General features: G+C 49.3%; 12 protein-coding genes. 9 read left to right on the top strand and 3 right to left on the bottom strand.

Features of this window, described 5'->3' with window-relative positions; genetic code table 11:
• Positions 1 to 25: 25 nt before the first annotated feature.
• From ACZ5DR_RS03255 to xdhC, 5 genes are all read left to right on the top strand, one after another.
• Positions 26 to 1,447, top strand: coding sequence for an FAD-dependent oxidoreductase (locus ACZ5DR_RS03255; RefSeq protein ID WP_377365907.1), 1,422 nt, complete (start codon positions 26 to 28; stop codon positions 1,445 to 1,447).
• A 194-nt stretch (positions 1,448 to 1,641) separates the two neighbouring features.
• Positions 1,642 to 2,046 carry a nuclear transport factor 2 family protein gene (locus ACZ5DR_RS03250; protein ID WP_377365908.1) on the top strand — a complete coding sequence of 135 codons (405 nt, stop codon included), beginning with the start codon at positions 1,642 to 1,644 and terminating at the stop codon, positions 2,044 to 2,046.
• A gap of 325 nt (positions 2,047 to 2,371) precedes the next feature.
• Positions 2,372 to 3,814: a xanthine dehydrogenase small subunit gene (gene xdhA, locus ACZ5DR_RS03245; protein WP_377365909.1), complete on the top strand. Its 1,443-nt coding sequence runs from the start codon at positions 2,372 to 2,374 to the stop codon at positions 3,812 to 3,814.
• Positions 3,807 to 6,158, top strand: coding sequence for a xanthine dehydrogenase molybdopterin binding subunit (gene xdhB / locus ACZ5DR_RS03240; protein WP_377365910.1), 2,352 nt, complete (start codon positions 3,807 to 3,809; stop codon positions 6,156 to 6,158). Before xdhA ends, xdhB begins: the two co-directional genes overlap by 8 nt.
• On the top strand, positions 6,155 to 6,985 hold the full coding sequence (xdhC, locus tag ACZ5DR_RS03235; protein ID WP_377365911.1) for a xanthine dehydrogenase accessory protein XdhC: 831 nt from the start codon (positions 6,155 to 6,157) through the stop codon (positions 6,983 to 6,985). Before xdhB ends, xdhC begins: the two co-directional genes overlap by 4 nt.
• A 1-nt stretch (position 6,986) precedes the next feature.
• On the opposite strand, the gene ACZ5DR_RS03230 is transcribed toward xdhC, so the two are convergent.
• A complete protein-coding gene (locus tag ACZ5DR_RS03230; protein ID WP_377365912.1) occupies positions 6,987 to 7,934 on the bottom strand; it encodes a LysR family transcriptional regulator in 948 nt (315 codons plus the stop codon).
• Between the two features lie 108 nt (positions 7,935 to 8,042).
• On the opposite strand from ACZ5DR_RS03230, the gene ACZ5DR_RS03225 reads away from it, so the two are divergent.
• Positions 8,043 to 9,023 (top strand): aldo/keto reductase, encoded by a 981-nt coding sequence (locus ACZ5DR_RS03225; protein WP_377365913.1) that lies wholly within the window; start codon positions 8,043 to 8,045, stop codon positions 9,021 to 9,023.
• A 31-nt stretch (positions 9,024 to 9,054) separates the two neighbouring features.
• Here the strand turns inward: ACZ5DR_RS03225 and ACZ5DR_RS03220 are convergent, their stop codons facing one another.
• On the bottom strand, positions 9,055 to 11,466 hold the full coding sequence (locus ACZ5DR_RS03220) for a YbcC family protein (RefSeq protein ID WP_377365914.1): 2,412 nt from the start codon (positions 11,464 to 11,466) through the stop codon (positions 9,055 to 9,057).
• 2 nt (positions 11,467 to 11,468) lie between these two features.
• Entirely contained in the window at positions 11,469 to 13,058 is a 1,590-nt protein-coding gene (locus ACZ5DR_RS03215) for an NADH-quinone oxidoreductase subunit L (protein WP_377365915.1), read from the bottom strand.
• A 153-nt stretch (positions 13,059 to 13,211) separates the two neighbouring features.
• On the opposite strand from ACZ5DR_RS03215, the gene ACZ5DR_RS03210 reads away from it, so the two are divergent.
• From ACZ5DR_RS03210 to ACZ5DR_RS03200, 3 genes are all read left to right on the top strand, one after another.
• Positions 13,212 to 14,096: a LysR family transcriptional regulator gene (locus ACZ5DR_RS03210; protein WP_377365916.1), complete on the top strand. Its 885-nt coding sequence runs from the start codon at positions 13,212 to 13,214 to the stop codon at positions 14,094 to 14,096.
• Positions 14,097 to 14,203: 107 nt separating this feature from the next.
• A complete protein-coding gene (locus tag ACZ5DR_RS03205) occupies positions 14,204 to 15,493 on the top strand; it encodes a diguanylate cyclase (protein WP_377365917.1) in 1,290 nt (429 codons plus the stop codon).
• A 111-nt stretch (positions 15,494 to 15,604) separates the two neighbouring features.
• Positions 15,605 to 17,173 (top strand): cation:proton antiporter domain-containing protein, encoded by a 1,569-nt coding sequence (locus tag ACZ5DR_RS03200; protein WP_377365918.1) that lies wholly within the window; start codon positions 15,605 to 15,607, stop codon positions 17,171 to 17,173.

Below are 17,173 nucleotides of genomic sequence, written 5' to 3'. Positions count from 1 at the left end.
GCGCGGCCACAGGAGATAGCAGCTTATGTCAGAGCGCTTGAACAACGTATTTCAATTTGTTGAAGTAGATCGTAAAGATCCAAAGAAAAAACCACTGCTGACACGTAAGTCTCAGTTCGTGGAGATTTATCGCCCATTCGAAGAGACTAACGCAAAGGGCCAAGCCCACCGTTGTCTTGAGTGTGGTAACCCATACTGTGAATGGAAATGTCCAGTACACAACTACATCCCTAATTGGTTGAAGTTGGTGTCTGAGGGCAACATTCTTGAAGCAGCGGAATTGAGCCACCAAACCAACTCGTTACCAGAAGTGTGTGGCCGAGTGTGTCCTCAAGACCGTCTGTGTGAAGGGGCGTGTACCCTTGGTGAAGGTGGCTTCGGCGCGGTGACGATCGGTTCCGTTGAGAAGTACATTACCGACACAGCGTTTGCTCTAGGCTGGCGTCCAGACATGTCTAAGGTTGTACCTGTAGACAAAACCGTTGCTATCGTGGGTGCGGGCCCTGCGGGTCTTGCCTGTGCGGACATCCTTGTTCGTAATGGTGTCAAGCCAGTGGTTTTCGATAAGAACCCAGAGATCGGTGGTCTGCTAACCTTTGGTATCCCTGAATTCAAGCTTGAAAAATCCGTCATGACTCGTCGTCGTGAAGTATTTGAAGAAATGGGCGTTGAGTTTGTATTGGGTACTAGCGTAGGTGATGACGTGCCATTTGAGCACCTACTAGAAGAATACGATGCCGTATTCCTAGGCATGGGTACTTACAAGTACATGAAAGGTGGCTTCCCAGGTGAAGACCTTCCAGGTGTGTACGACGCGCTCGACTTCCTCGTTTCAAACGTTAACCACTGCCTTGGCTTTGAAGAAAGCGAAGACGAGTTTGTCAGCATGAAAGGCAAGCAAGTTATTGTACTCGGTGGTGGTGATACAGCCATGGACTGTAACCGTACTTCTATCCGTCAAGGGGCTAAAACAGTTACTTGTGCTTACCGCCGTGACGAAGAAAACATGCCAGGTTCACGCAAAGAAGTGAAAAACGCTCGTGAAGAGGGTGTGCAATTCCTATTTAACCGCCAGCCAGTAGAAATCATTGGTGACGGTAAAGTAGAAGGTTTGAAAGTGGTTGAAACGCAAATGGGTGAGCCGGACGAAAACGGCCGTCGTAGCGCAGAAATCATCGAAGGCAGTGAACAAATCATCCCTGCGGATGCGGTGATTGTAGCCTTTGGTTTCCAACCTAGCCCAGCGCCTTGGTTCGAAAAATTCGGCATCGAAACCGATGCTCGTGGACGTGTGAAAGCGCCTAAAAATGGCCAATTCATGTTCCAAACAACGAATGAGAAAATCTTCGCCGGTGGCGACATGGTTCGTGGCTCTGATTTGGTCGTAACTGCGATCGATGAAGGTCGTAAAGCCGCTGAAGGCATTATGGATTTCTTAGACGTTTAATCGTTCGTCATGTGATGCCGGGTGACTGGTGTCTCATCTGAGCCCCTACTCTTTGAGTAGGGGCTTTTTTTTGCTCAGAACCAGGTAATAAGGTTGTAAACATCATGGCTAAGGGGAGGTACTGTCATCCAGTGGCATGGCCTCCCTCATGAGGCCGTGCTAGTGTGAGCGCCTTTCTATAGTAAGGACTGCTTATGAAGCCTGTCATTTTAACGCTCGCCTTAGCCGTTCCGGTGATGAGCTATGCTGATACAGCGCAAGAGATCGAAGCTCTCATTCAAAAAAATATGACATACACCGAAAGCGAAAATGTGGAAGCTGTTATGTCCACCATGCATTCGGATTCTCTATACTATCAAGCAACTGTGCAGATGTTACAGCAGCTCTTTTCTGTCCATGACTTATCCTACACTCTAATGTCTTATAAGTTTGTTGCTGAAGAGGGAGGTTATGCTTACGCCCGTATAATACAGCGCACCGAAAAAGTAGAGGGGCCTGACTTCCGTGACAATGACCTAGAGTCCTTACAAGTCTTTAAGCAAGAAGACGGTGAATGGAAGCTTTGGTCCCAAGCAAATCTTCGCATAGAGTATTTATAGCGTTTACGAACTAGCACCAAGGTTCTTATTCTTTTGAATACGTTCCTGATACTGAGTCTGATCGCCATTGGGGCTGGGGAAGCTCCATGAGCAGAAAAGGCTCTAAGCGAAAATCTAATAAATATTTAACCGATCGGTCAAACTTGGCAGGAATCCTGCTACCCTTGAAGAATAAATACTGCGCTCTGTGACAAATTAGGCATACTAATTAACAGAGTTTAAAACCTGAAACCAAAATCTTTAATATATTTATCAATAAGTTATATGATTTTGATTGGGCGATATGGTGGCGCAGTAAGACGAATCTTTAGGGAGTAACCATCAAATGATCCGGTTTTTATTTAATGATGAGTTGGTTTGTCTGGACGATTGCTCCCCAGACACTACCGTTTTGGAGTATCTTCGCACCATTGCAGAGCAGCGTGGTACCAAAGAAGGGTGTGCGTCTGGGGATTGTGGCGCCTGTACCGTGGTGATAGCTGAGGCAATCGATGGGCAGTTACGCTACTGTAACGTTAACAGCTGTATTACCTTTCTGGGTGGGCTCCACGGCAAGCAGCTATTGACGGTGGAGCATTTGCAGCAGAGCGGTGCCTTGCATCCTGTGCAACAGGCTATGGTGGACTTGCATGGTTCCCAGTGTGGGTTTTGCACTCCTGGCTTTATCATGTCTATGTTTGCCCTCTACAAAAACACCCATTCTCCCAGCCGTGCTGAAGTAGAGCGTGGACTGGCTGGTAATCTTTGTCGCTGTACCGGCTACCGTCCGATAATCGATGCGGCTCTGAGTCTTGCAGGCAAAAGCGGGCAGGATCAATTTAGTGATAGTGAGCAGGCGACATTGGAGCGCTTAACGACGTTAGTGTCAGAAACCCCAACGGGGCAACTTACCTACCGGGGCAGACACTTTTTTGTGCCCACTTCCAGTGATGAGTTGGCCAGCTTGCTACTTACTTATCCAGACGCCAAATTGGTGGCAGGGGGAACGGATCTCGCCTTGAGCGTGACTCAACAACTGCAGCAGCCAAATGTTTTGATCTACACTGGGCGTGTCGCGGAGCTACTAACGATCACTGACAGTGATGCCGCTCTAACCATCGGGGCAGGTGTGAGTTATTCCGAGGCAGAACCTTTGCTGCATCAGCACTTTCCCGCCTTTGCTGAGCTATTGGATCGCCTTGGGTCCTTACAAGTCCGAAACCAAGGAACCCTTGGTGGCAATGTGGCAAACGCTTCCCCCATTGGTGATACCCCGCCTGTGCTGTTGGCTTTGAATGCTGTACTGCATGTGCGCACTGGGGATCAACGTCAGTCCATTGGTATTGATGACTTCTTTTTAGGCTATCGTCACACCGCATTACCAGAAAGCGGCTTTATCGAGCGCATTGAAATTCCTAAACAACCGGATCAACAGCTGTCTGTGTTTAAAGTGTCAAAACGACTGGACGACGATATTTCTGCGGTCTGCGCGGCTCTGGCATTGGTCATTGAAGAGGGGCATGTGAGGGCTGCCCGACTAGGGTTTGGGGGAATGGCAGCGACTCCTGCACGGGCCCTGAAAGCAGAACAAGCTTTAATCGGTCAGCCGTTCACCGAGGCTGGCATCGTGGCAGCACAACAGGCCCTTGCTCAAGACTTTCAGCCCATTGACGACGTGCGAGCCACAGGCACTTACCGTTTGATGGTGGCGCAAAATCTCCTGTTAAGAGCCGTTTATGAGCAAGGAGCGGATAAGGAGCAAGCTATGGAGGTGGTGCAATATGCGTAATCTAAGCGACATCTCACATACCAAGCAGACGAAAACGGGCGCCACAGGTGTGTCTAAAAAGCACGAGAGTGCTCCCAAACATGTGGCAGGCACGGCCGTCTATGTGGACGACATGCAAGAACCCCGTGGCACCTTGTATGGGGCGGTAGGTTACAGCTCTATCGCCAAAGGCCGCATTATGGCATTGGATCTAGCCTCTGTGCGAGCCAGTGAAGGGGTGGTGGATGTTTTGGAAGTGCAAGACATTCCAGGACACATTGATATTGGTGCGGTTTTTGGTGGTGATCCCCTATTAACCAGTGACGAGGTGAAATACCAAGGTCAGCCAATCTTTGTGGTGGCCGCCGCTACCGAGTTACAAGCCCGTCGAGCGGCTCGTAAAGCGATCATCCAGTATCAAGAAGAGACACCTTTATTGGATGTGACGAAAGCCTTGGGGGAGCAGCAGTTTGTGCGTCCTTCCCATTTTATGAAACGGGGGGATCAAGACGCGGCGCTGGCGAATGCGCCCCACCGTTTACAGGCTAAACAACATGTGGGTGGGCAGGAGCATTTTTATTTAGAAGGGCAAGCGGCCTTGGCAGTGCCCGCTGAAGACGGTGGCATGTTGGTTTACAGCTCCACTCAACACCCCAGTGAAGTACAGAAGCTGGTGGCGGAAGTGCTGAATGTGCCTCTAAATCGCATTACGGTCGATATGCGCCGTATGGGGGGCGGTTTTGGTGGCAAAGAAAGCCAAGGCGCCGCTTGGGCTTGTATGGCGGCCTTGCTGGTAATGAAAACCGGACGAGCCGTCAAAGTGCGTCTGCCACGGGTGGACGATATGTCCATGACGGGAAAACGTCATCCGTTTTACAACGCCTATGATATTGGCTTCGATGAGCAAGGGCTGATTTTAGGGGCTGACATCATGGTGGCGGGAGATTGTGGTCACTCCCCGGATTTGTCAGATGCCATTGTCGATCGGGCCATGTTCCATGCGGACAACGCCTATTATCTACCCGATGTGGCCATTGCAGGTCATCGCTGTATGACCAATACCGTGTCTCACACAGCGTTTCGGGGCTTCGGTGGCCCCCAAGGGATGATGATTATTGAACGCGCCATGGACGATATTGCCCGTGTCATTGGATGTGATCCTTTAGATATTCGTAAACGCAATCTCTACGGTGGCGCGGGGCGTGATATGACGCCTTATCATCAGCAAGTGGAGCATAACGTGTTACTTGAGTTGATTGAGCAGCTTGAGCAATCCAGCGATTATCGCGCCCGTCGAGATGAGATCACTCAATGGAATAGTACAAGCAAGGTGTTAAAACGGGGTTTGGCTCTGACCCCAGTGAAATTTGGTATTTCCTTTACCCTGCAGCACCTGAACCAAGCCGGTGCCCTGATTCATATTTACACGGATGGCAGCATTCAAGTGAATCATGGTGGTACGGAAATGGGGCAAGGCCTGCATACCAAGATTATCCAGATCGTCGCGGAAGCCTTGTCCATTGATCCCAATGAGATTCAAATCACGGCTACTCGCACAGATAAGGTGCCAAACACCTCACCGACGGCGGCCTCAAGCGGTACAGACCTAAATGGTCAAGCCGCTAAAAACGCAGCGTTAACCCTTAAACAACGTATAAGTGAATGCATCGCGGAGCAAAAGGGCTGCACCATTGAGCAGGTGTCATTTGCCGATGGCAAGGTGCACTGGGGAGAAGGGGAGTCCATGAGCTTCGCCGAGGCGGCACAATTTGCCTATGTGAACCGGGTGTCCCTGTCTGCCACCGGATACTACAAGACGCCAAAAATCTGGTACGACCGAGAGCAAGCGAAAGGCCGTCCATTCTTCTATTTTGCCAATGGCGCAGCGGTGTCGGAAGTGGTGGTGGATACCCTCACTGGTGAGTACAAGGTGGTGGGTGTGGATATCCTTCATGATGTGGGGCGAAGTCTAAACCCAGCCGTTGACCGTGGCCAGATTGAAGGAGGCTTCATTCAAGGAATGGGTTGGCTTACCACCGAAGAATTGAAGTGGAACGAAAAAGGCGTGCTGACCAGTAATGGGCCTGCAACCTATAAGATTCCAGCCATCAGCGACACCCCAAAACGTTTTAATGTGGATCTGTTTGAGCGTGATAACGACGAGGAGACCGTATACCATTCCAAGGCTGTTGGGGAGCCGCCTTTTATGCTGGCGATCTCTGTTTGGTCGGCCCTAAGGGATGCCATCTCCAATGTGTCTGATTATAACGTTAGTCCTGCTTTGGACACGCCTGCAACCCCAGAGCGGGTACTTCATGCGGTTATGGCAACAAAGGCCGAGATGGCTCGGGGAGGTGAGTCATGATCCATTGGGGAGAAGCACTCGCGACATTACAAAGCAAAGGTGAGGCCTATGTCTTGGTGACCGTCATTGGTACACGAGGCTCCACCCCTAGAGAAACTGGCAGCAAGATGGTGGTCACGGCAGAAAACAGTTTTGACACCATTGGGGGTGGGCATTTGGAATTCAAAGCCATCGCCAAAGCGAGGGAATTATTGCTGTCAGAACAAGAGGCTCAAGCACTCGAACAATACCCGCTGGGGGCCACTCTGGGTCAATGTTGTGGCGGCCATGTGTCTGTGTTGTTTGAATACTTTGCAGGCGCCAGTAAGACTCTATTGGTGTTTGGTGCAGGTCATGTGGCAAAAGCCCTTATCCCTATTTTGGGAGAGCTACCGCTTAAGGTGGTATGGGTCGACAGCCGAGAAGAGCAATTTCCAGATTATGTGCCCAGTAACGTGAATAAATGTCTGACAGATACCCCTGTAGACGAAGTACAAGATGCCCCATCAGGTAGCTTTATGTTGGTGTTAACCCATAACCATCAGTTGGATTATGAGTTGACCGAGGCGGCTCTGAAGCGGGGGGATTTGGGCTTCTTAGGGGTGATTGGATCAGATACTAAGGCACGACGCTTTCGTCAACGTTTAGCCCACCGCCAATTTAGTCCAACTGATATCGCTCACATGACCTGTCCAGTAGGCGCGCAAGATGTACCGGGTAAACGCCCAATGGAAGTGGCTGTGTCCATTGCAAGTCAGCTGATTGCCTTGTATCACCAGGATCTTCCCAAGCAGGTGTCACCTAGCGCAGCAGATTGGTCTGAGATCAAACAAGCCCTTGAGGTTTAGCCTAGGGCTTGCTCGAAGCCTGTGTACGTGAGTGCAACGAGTTGATTTGCCCCTGGGGGTCATTGGCAAAGGCGCTGGTTAAAAACTCAATTAAGGCCTTCACCCGGGCACTTGGGTGGCGGGCCTTAGGGTACACCAAGCTGGCGGTGGTTTGTCCGAGGGACCAGTCAGCGAGTACCTGCACCAGCTGGCCATTTGATAAGGCTTGTTCAACATAATAGCTGGGTTGGCGAGTGATCCCTAAGCCTGCCAAGGCAAAGCTATGGGCCACATGCCCGTTGCTACATTGTACCTTGGCTTGGACAGTGACTTCGTAAGGCTTCTCTCGATTTTCATGATGCTGCAATGTCCACTTTTTGATGCTGCCATTAATCAACGCATGATGTTGTAGGTCCCTAGGATGGTTTAAAGGCTCAGTGTTTAGAAGGTAATCTGGACTCGCTACCAGATAGTTCTGATAATGCGTTAACGGGCGGCCAATGAGGGAGGAATCGGACAAGGTCCCCATACGCACCACCAAGTCAAACTTCGCTTCAATCACATCTTCTCGAACGCTGGAAAAGTCCAGTTCAATCTGCACCTCTGGGTGTCGCTTCATAAACTGTGCTAAGACTGGCGCTAGAATTTGTTCACCAAACAAGCCTCCCACAGAGTTGATTCGAATCACGCCACTGAGATTGCTGTGCATATCTTGGGCGTTTTCCACAGCGAAATACAATTGATCGATGCCCGTGCGGCATTGTTGATAAAACACTTCCCCAGCACTGGTGAGTGAAATCACTCGCGTGGAGCGATGGAATAATTGAATCCCTAAGGTTTGTTCTAGCTGCCGAATGACTTGGGAGATTCGCGCACGGGATAAACCAAGACTTTGGGCCGCGCCAGTGAAGCTTTGATGTTCAGCAACGAGCAAGAATTCTTCAATACCGAAGGGTAGGGTAGATGGCATATTGTTAAATCTGACTTACCAATGGGTTAAATGTATTGCTGATTATAGACAATCTTTGTCAGGGTACACTATTTAGATATCGAACAAAGCCGAACCATTGGGGGTGTTATGAAGTATCGAACATTAGGTAAAACAGGATTCAAGGTCTCTGAAATCGGCTTAGGATGCTGGCAATTAGGCAACGACTTTGGGCCAGTGGAAGAGCAAATGGCTCAGGACATTTTGCAAACGGCCCAGCGCCATGGGGTGAATTTTTTTGATACCGCTGACGTGTACGGGGGCGGCATATCTGAGCAGCGTATTGGTCAATGGCGCGGGGAATTATCAGAGAAGCCTTTTATCGCAACCAAGGTAGGACGTAATCCTGATTTGTATCCGTCGGGTTATAGCAAGGCATCTGTGCGTGCCAGTTTGGAAGCATCGGCACGACGCTTGGGCGTTGAGGCAATTGATTTGGCTCAGCTTCATTGTGTTCCCCGAGAGGTCTTGTTTGCTGGGGATATTTTGGCGTGGATGGAAGACCTACAGCAAGAAGGCTTGATTCGTCACTTTGGCGCCAGTGTGGAGATGATTGATGAGGCGGTATTTGCTGTGCAGCATCCGAAAGTGGCGTCACTACAGGTATTGTTCAATATGTTTCGACAGGATGCCATCACCGAGTTGTTCCCCATTGCGGAGCAAAATAACGTGGGCATCATAGTGCGTTTGCCCCTCGCCAGTGGCCTATTGTCAGGCAAGATGACCCTAGATCGTCAGTTTGCCGAGACGGACCATCGATCCTACAACCAAGATGGGGCAGCCTTCCACGTTGGTGAAACCTTTAATGGCTTGCCCTATGCAACAGGGGTGGCCCTAGCCAATGAGGCACAGGCTTTGCTGCCTAATGATATGGCGTTGCTGGATGCAGCATTACGTTGGATTCTGGATCAACCTCAGGTGACGAGTGTGATTGCGGGAGCCTCTTCTGCCGCCCAGATTGAGCGTAATGCAAAAGCCTCTGACTTGGCGCCCCTAGACAGTGTCTTGCACAAGCAATTAGCGCAGTTTTATCAAGAGCGGGTACGTGAACACATACGCGGCGGTATCTAATTTGTGAAAAGAGGGTTCATTGAGGCAGCCGTTACATCGGCTGCCAATCACCTTCATAAAGTCGCGCAATGTGTTGATCCTGCCACTGGAATAAATACAGCCATTCGTTATCAACCAAATGGCTGAGTACCGAGTGCTTTTTAACCAGCTCAACAATGCGATCTTTTGGAGCATGGATGAAAACGTTTAAGCGCTCTGGGGTGTGCATCCAGCGCTCGCCGTCATAAATGGATTGGGTCGCAAGCCCGATGCGCAAATCACCACCATTGCCTTCAAACAAGCCAATGTGTTCCCCCACTGCGTTGTGCAGTACTTTGTTACCGCTGCCAAACTTGAAGTTGTCTGTCGTGGATAAGTTGTACTGCATGTTGATCCAATGGGTCACCAGCATAGGGGCTGTCAAAAGACGTTCTAAGATGCTGCCATCTGGGTCTTTATCTGCTTGGTAATCATGTAAGAAGCTACGGCCTTGGAGGTCCAATCCTCGGGTTAGGGCACGCGGCGCGATGACAAAGGCGTTGTTGTTTGCCAAGCCCCACTCAGGACGAGTTTGCGACCAATCCTTCGCTCTCAATTGATAGGCATGATCCCTTTCCACCTTATCCATATCCATTAACTTAGGGTCTAAATCTAGTGCCCGCTCTTGTTGGGTAAAATAGGTGGCTTGCTGTAACCAATGAATGACACCTTCCTGCTTTGGATGCAGGTAGCAGGTCACGTGATCCGTAATGGTATTGTGTAGGGCAGGCACAAATTGGGTGTTATCTGGTAGGTCATACCCTAGGGAGCGCAGTGCCTCACGAACGCCAGCATCGTTTAACAGTTGAGCCAATACGCGCACGTTAATCTCACCGCTTTGACCGCCACAAGCGCCACACTCTAGCCCTGCGCTTTGCAGGTTGTTACGGCTGTTACTGCCATGGCCTACCAGCAAGATGGTTTCGGCAAAGGACTTGAGTCCCATGACGTCAAGGACGCCTTTGGCGAGCTCCGCTTGGTCTTGTACGGTTAACGCTGTTCCCTGACGGGTTAGGGACCAGTTTACGGTTTTGGGTGGCTTGGCTGCTTCTTCAGCATGTTGATGGCTGAAAAGGTCGAGGCAGGTGTTTTTGAACATCTTAAAGGCGTACCACCAGCCCATGGATTCCACCATGGAAAAGGTGGCGACTGCCGTGGAGCCCCAACGGTGCCAGCTGGCTTCCCGAGAGGCTTCATTGAGTAATTCTTCATCCGTGTGGGATTCAAATACTTGTACGCTGGGGGCAATCAGGCCCGGAAGTTGTGGGCGAAAGCTCTGGGTACCTGCTTGTTGGTATTCAATGGGTAGACCAAAGAAGCCTGCAAACCCGTAAGTCTCGATGTTTGGGCTCAGTTGCTCTAGGGCGCGACGGTAGACTTCTGAGCGGACATCAATACAGAAAATCGCCTGCATGCTTGGGGTGTTAGCTGGCTCAGGGTGGTGACTGCGCAGTTTTTTTACTAGGTCTGTTTGTTCGCTCAGCTCCAAAGCGCGTGCCCAGATCATTTGCGGCAATAGGGCTATCTTGTGCTGTCCACCTAGGTCATGCATGTTGCGCAGTTGGTTATCCCAGCGCTGGGTCAAAATATCAAAATCGTCCTGATGATGGCGGCTCATGTAGCGCCAAACCACCCATTCCCAAGCCAATTTAATGGCTAATAAGGACAAGATGTCTTGATCTTGGCTGCCGGATTTCTCCGCTTCAAACCGACGGTAGGCCAGATACGCCCCCCAACCATTTATGTCCAGCAATAGGGCTTGGCAATAGAGACTTAAGGCAGCGTCTGATAGACCGAATTCTTTGATCACTAGGGCAATCAGTTCTTCTTGGTTTTCAGGCAGTTGGTCGAATTCTTTGTTCAGTTCGTCCTCTGACATGATGATGCTTAGGCCGCGATCCTGGCGGGTAATGTAGAGCCAGTGTTGGTACAGGTTCATGGACTGTTCGCGGTACTGACGTTGCAACATGGGCCGTTGTTGCTGGTAATGAGCGGCACAGAATTGACTGATCTGATGGGTGATTTCATCGTGCCAAGACATCTTGTTTTCGGAGCGGGAAAGATCCGCCCAATCCGCTATGTTGCGCCAACTGTCGGGGCGTTTTTCGGGGGTTATTAAATACCCCATCAATTCATCACCACGGAGTTCTAGATCGTACTCTGCGGCAGCCTTTTCTAAAGCGCTATCATCAATGCGCCCGTCTTTGTACCAGGCGTAATAAGTGGCTTGATCCATATGACAACGGGCACTGGCCAACCAAGAAACATCTGCGGCCACTTGATTAAAATGGTGATCGATACGTTGCCAAAGTGGGTTCACGGCGATCATTCGATCCAAAGGCCAGTTAGGGGCAATGCTCTGGGTCGCAATCGAAAGCGCCTGTTGTTGGCTTTCAGAAAGTGATTTAGACGTTGAGGCTTCCATAACTATTTTTTCCATTTCTTCGGTAACTTAGTCAGACCAAACTTGTTGCTTTGGTGTTTCACTTTTGAGTGGGCAGGTAAGCGCACTGGCCAAATCTGTAGAGTCACTTTGGTGAACCATTCATCCAGATAAAAGCCTGCAAACAGTGCCGTTGAAAATTGACGCACCCAGGGTAAATGGGCGTAGTAACGTAGACAAATAGCCAGTGCTACTAGGGCAATAAAGAGTGCACAGGCCCATAAATCTGGCGCGCTGTAGGCCGCTACGGTATGGGTTGTTGCATGACCTTCAAGGGAGTTTTGTAATAGCCATCCCATAACGGTTTTGAGGCCACCATACAGCAATGCTAACCCAAGGCTAACAGCCCCAAGGCGTACCAAATGAGCTGGACGAGGTACGCTGCGACCTTGTGCCACTAGGATAGTGAGGGCAAAAGCAAACAGCCACCAAGGGCTCATTGGACCGTGATATCCCCAGAACCATATCGCCAGGGTGACAGATACAACACTGAAGGCTGCTGCGGCAATCCACGATAAATAGTTAGGTGACTCATCTGGTGCCAGCTTGCGCTGTAGAAACTCCTGTACAGCGCTGCCTGAATTTAAGAAAGCATGGGCCTTGTAAACCGAGTGAGTGAGCAAGTGAAGGATCGCGAGTTCATACAAGCCTAGGGCACATTCCAGCAGCATTAAGCCCATTTGCGCACTGGTGGACCAGGCTAAGCGTACCTTCACACTGATACGGGTGGTCATGATCAAGGCACTGACAAGGGTGGTCAAACCGGCCACGATCAGTAGCAACCAGATGGCCAATCCACTCAAATGCAGCAATGGGTAGAAGGTTAAAACGAGATAACCACCAAGGTTAATAATGCCTGCGTGCAATAGGGCACTGACTGGCGTTGGGGCTTCAACTACTTGCATCAACCAACCATGGACTGGCAGCTGAGCACATTTCATTAAAGCTGCCACGGCGATCAAAATGGAAGCGACTTGCTCTTGCCAAGTGAGAGGTTCATCCATTTGCGCCATGATGTTAGTGATATACCAGCTATCATGGGCTTGGGATAAGAGCCAGAAGGCGACCAAAAGTGAGATTTCAGCCACCCGCGCCAGGATAAACTTTTTATGGGCAGCAATGATGGCGCGATGACGGTCTGGGTAATAGGTCAGTAAGAAGTGAAGCCCTAAACTAATGCCCATCCAACCGGCCCAGAAGGCTAATAAATGGTTGCTGGTCAGGGTCAGAGTTACGGCGCTAAGGGTCAGCATCAACCAACGATAGTAATGACTCACTCGCTGGGAACCCGCCATGTAATGCTGGGAGAACTGTACAAGAATCCAAGCCATAAACACCACAAGGATCAGCATTAACGCACTCAGCATGGTGCCATTCACTGGGGCGTCTAGGGCTAATGCAAGGCGGCTTGGGGCTTGGAACATCCAAGAGATTAAACTTATTAATAGGATCACAGGAGCAATGCGCGATCCCCATAGGGCAATTTTGGCAGCATGTTTTTGCCAACGTTGGAGTCCACAGGCGATGCCAGTCAGTGCAAACAGTATAGGAAGTAAAAAAGTAAAGAAGGTCATGTCGAGCTTGGGTCGTCCTTTATTGCCATGGAATCCATTATGCCAGCGTATAAAAGTTAATAAAAATACATATATTTAAACAAATCGTTCTGTTTTGGTTATGTATTTTTAAATACCATTGATGCTTTCTGTTATGGGTCCCATGGGGTTGCTATGTCACGCTTGAACTACCACCACTTATATTACTTTTGGCGTGTTGCGAGTATAGGTCATTTGACCCAGGCAGCGGAGCAATTGCACATTTCACAATCCGCTTTGTCTGCTCAGATCAAACAATTGGAAGGTAACATTGGTCAGCCGTTATTTGAAAGAGAGGGACGTCGCCTCGTACTGACGGATGTGGGTAAGCGAGTGCAGCTCTATGCCCAAGACATTTTCTCCACCGGAGAGGAGCTGGAGCAGTTTTTGAAAAGCGGCAACAGCGCCAGCCATCAACATCTAAACATTGGCGTTGAAATGCACTTGTCTCGTAACTTTATCGAGGCGTTTATCACCCCTTTGCTGAATGAACCAAACGTTAGCTTTTCCCTGTATGCTCGTACCATGAATGACCTGATGGAAGGCTTAACCAATCATGAGCTGGACATAGCGTTAACCAATCGCGCGCTTAGCAACGATGTCCATGGTGTGCTTTGGCAAAACCAGCTGGTGGCGCGCCAGTCTGTGGCCATTGTTGGCCCATATGGTGAGCAACCTTTACGGGCGTTTCCTGAAGGTTATCAAGATAAAAAATGGATTCTTCCAGCGCGCAATATGGGTATTCGCTCAGTCTTTGAATCCTTCTGCGCAACTCACCATTATCGTGCCGAGATCAAAGCCGAGGTGGATGATATGGCCATGATGCGATTGCTGGCACGAGACAGTGGCTATTTGTCCGTGATGCCGCCGGTGGTGGTTAAAGATGAGATCGAAAGCAAACGTTTGCAGTTGTATCAGTCTCTGCCTCAGGCATTTGAGCACTTCTATGCCATCAGTCTACCCCGTAAATTTATTCCAGAAGTGTTGTTAAACCTATTGCGTTCTAACCAAGTGGAATAGAGGGCAAAGAATAGGCTCTTGTTCACATGTTGTTACTGACATTTGTTGTAAACTCATTATGATTCAAAGATCGTTTTTAATTTGTCTAAGTACCTGAACCCTTCTCTATGTCCACAGAATATGACCATCTAATGCATTTATCAGACCACTCACAGGTTGAGCTGTTTGAGTTGATCCCAGATGTGGTTTGGATCTTCGATCTGGACAAACATGGCTGGTGGTGGGGCAATTCTGCCTCCCTTAAGTTCTGGGGATTAACGACTTTGGATGAATTGATCAATAAAGATCTCTCTGGCGATACACAAGGTGCGAAAGATCGTACGGCTCAGACGTTTGAGTTGGCGGTAAAAAATGGTTTAACCATTGACCCTTGGACCACTTACCCAAATGGTAAGCCCAAAACGATTTATATGCGCCATCGTGCTGCATTAGTGGGGCCTGAAAAGCATCGCGCCATCATTGCTTTTGTGAACGAAGAGGTGAATTTAGGGGAAACCCCTGAGAATCTTTTGTTGGTAGAAGCGATGCGTTATACCAGTGTCTTGGTAACGAGCTTTACCTTTGCTGGGGAGCCCATTGTGGAAAATCCCGCTGCTACGGAAGCTTATAAACACTTATCACGCGATGGGTTTGCCGAAGACAAGTCGTTCTTTACGGCCCGTTTTGTTGACGAGGCTGAGGGCCAGCGAGTTCTAGCCCAAGCCATTCATGACAAAGGCGGTCAATGGACCTGTGAAGTAAATACATCACAAGGTATCAAAAAACACACTCTAGACCTGCGAATGACTCGACACCCTTTGACGGGGGAGTTTTTACTCTTGATGTCCGAGTATGATGTTACCCAGTTGCATGAAGCATTGGATACGGCGGAGAAAGCCCAGCACCAGTTGCGCCAAATGGCCCATTACGATGCGGTGACAAGCATTCCTTCGATGCATTATATGCTAGCCAAAGAGCGCGAGCTGATTGCTCAGGCAGAATCTGAGAAGGGCGGTTTGGCAATCCTATATTTGGATCTAGATGGCTTTAAAGACATTAATGACAGCTACGGCCATGATGCTGGAAATCAGGTACTCAAATGCATTGCTGAGCGAATAGATCGCTTGGTTCGTAATGTCGGGCAAGTCGTACGTATCGGCGGCGATGAATTTTTGATTTGGCTGGAAGGCAAGTTAGACGATGAAGCCATAGAGGACGTTGCTCAAAGTGTGTTGGCCGCGGTGCAACAAGGTATTGAGTTGTCCTGTGCTGAAACGTCTGTCTGTGTCACCACCAGTATTGGGGTTGCTCGCTACCCTGAGCACGGAAAAAATTTAGAAGCCTTGATTCAAGCGGCAGACAGTGCCATGTATCAAGTGAAAAAGTCTGGCAAAGCCGCTGTGGCAAAGCATTCTTAGATCGTTTTTTTGAGTTCAATATACCGTCAGCGCAAACGGTTTATGAGGTGTTATCGCCTCATTAAACATGCGCCTCCTCTGTTAAAACCGATGGATTAGATTTTAAAAGTTATGGAATTTATTTGGATTTTATTTGCGTTTCTATGTGGCCTAGCGGTGAAGTTGGTAAAACTACCACCGCTAATTGGTTTTTTAGGCGCGGGCTTTTTGCTGAACTTCATGCAGGTGCAGCCTTCGAGTGTGTTGTCCCATTTGTCTGATTTGGGTATTACCTTGATGCTGTTTTGTATTGGCTTGAAGCTTCATGTGAAGGATCTGTTGAAGCGGGAAGTCTGGGCCTCGACATTAGGGCACATGGGAGCCTGGACCATAGTTATCATTGGTGTGGCGTCTCTACTTGGCATCATAGGTCTGAATTATTTTGATGTGCTGACCCTGCGCACTGCAGCGTTAGTGGGTTTTGCTCTGAGTTTCTCTAGTACTGTATGTATTGTGAAGCTGCTGGAAGAAACTGGTGAGATGAAAACTCGCCACGGTCAGTTGGCCTTGGGCATCTTGGTCATGCAAGACATTGTGGCGGTCGTGTTTCTGGTGTTGGCAACGGGTAAGGTGCCGAGTCTGTGGGCCTTGTTGTTGTTTGCCTTGATTCCACTGCGTCCAGTGCTGGGGCGTATTTTGGATAAATCTGGTCACGGGGAAATGTTGCCACTGACGGGCTTGTTCTTTGCTTTAGGCGGTTATGAGCTGTTTTATCTAGTGGGTGTCAAAGGGGATTTAGGGGCTTTGATTTTAGGGATTTTGTTGGCTTCCCACAGCAAGGCGGCGGAGCTGAATAAATCCCTAATGAATTTTAAAGACTTGTTCCTAATCGGCTTCTTTTTATCGATTGGCTTTAGTGCGTTACCTACTTGGGAAATGTTTGGCTTAAGCTTGATCCTAACGGCGCTTTTGGTGGCTAAATTTGTCTTGTTCTTCTATTTCTTTGCCAGCTTGCGTCTACGTGGTCGTACTTCGTTCTTGGGGGCATTAGCACTGTCAAACTACAGTGAGTTTGGTTTGATTGTGGTGGCCTTGAGTGTGAGTTATGGCTGGTTGAGCAATGAATGGCTGGTGATTTTGGCCCTAGCCGTGTCTTTCTCATTTGTGATTACGAGTATTTTGTACCGCAAAGCTCATAGCTACTTCCGTCGCTATAAGGATACGATTCGCCGCTACGAGCATTCGGTGGCGTTACCAGAAGATACCTTGTATCAGCCGAAAAATATGGAAATCTTGGTCGTAGGACTAGGTCGAGTGGGACGTGGTGCCTATGACTCGCTCAACAGTATGGTGTCTGGCGGTGTAGTGGCTGGTATGGATGCGGATCAGTTCCGTATCAAGGCCATGCAAGCTGACCAACAGAATGTTTTCTTTGGTGACGGTGAAGACGTGGACCTTTGGGAGCACCTGGACTTATCAGGCGTGAAACTGATTCTGTTGGCACTGCCGTCTGCGGATGACAGCGTGAACGTGGTGAAACAGCTTCGCAGCGCAGGCTTTGAAGGGCAGGTGGCGGCCATTGCCCGTTACCATGATGAACGTGAATACATGGTCAAGGCGGGCATTAACAACGTCTTCAACTTCTATACCGAAGCCGGTACTGGTTTTGCCGAAGAAAGTTTAGCCCTGTTAAAAGCTTAA

This window comes from Marinomonas vaga, assembly GCF_055388305.1.
This window is presented reverse-complemented; position numbering and strand designations above follow the sequence as displayed.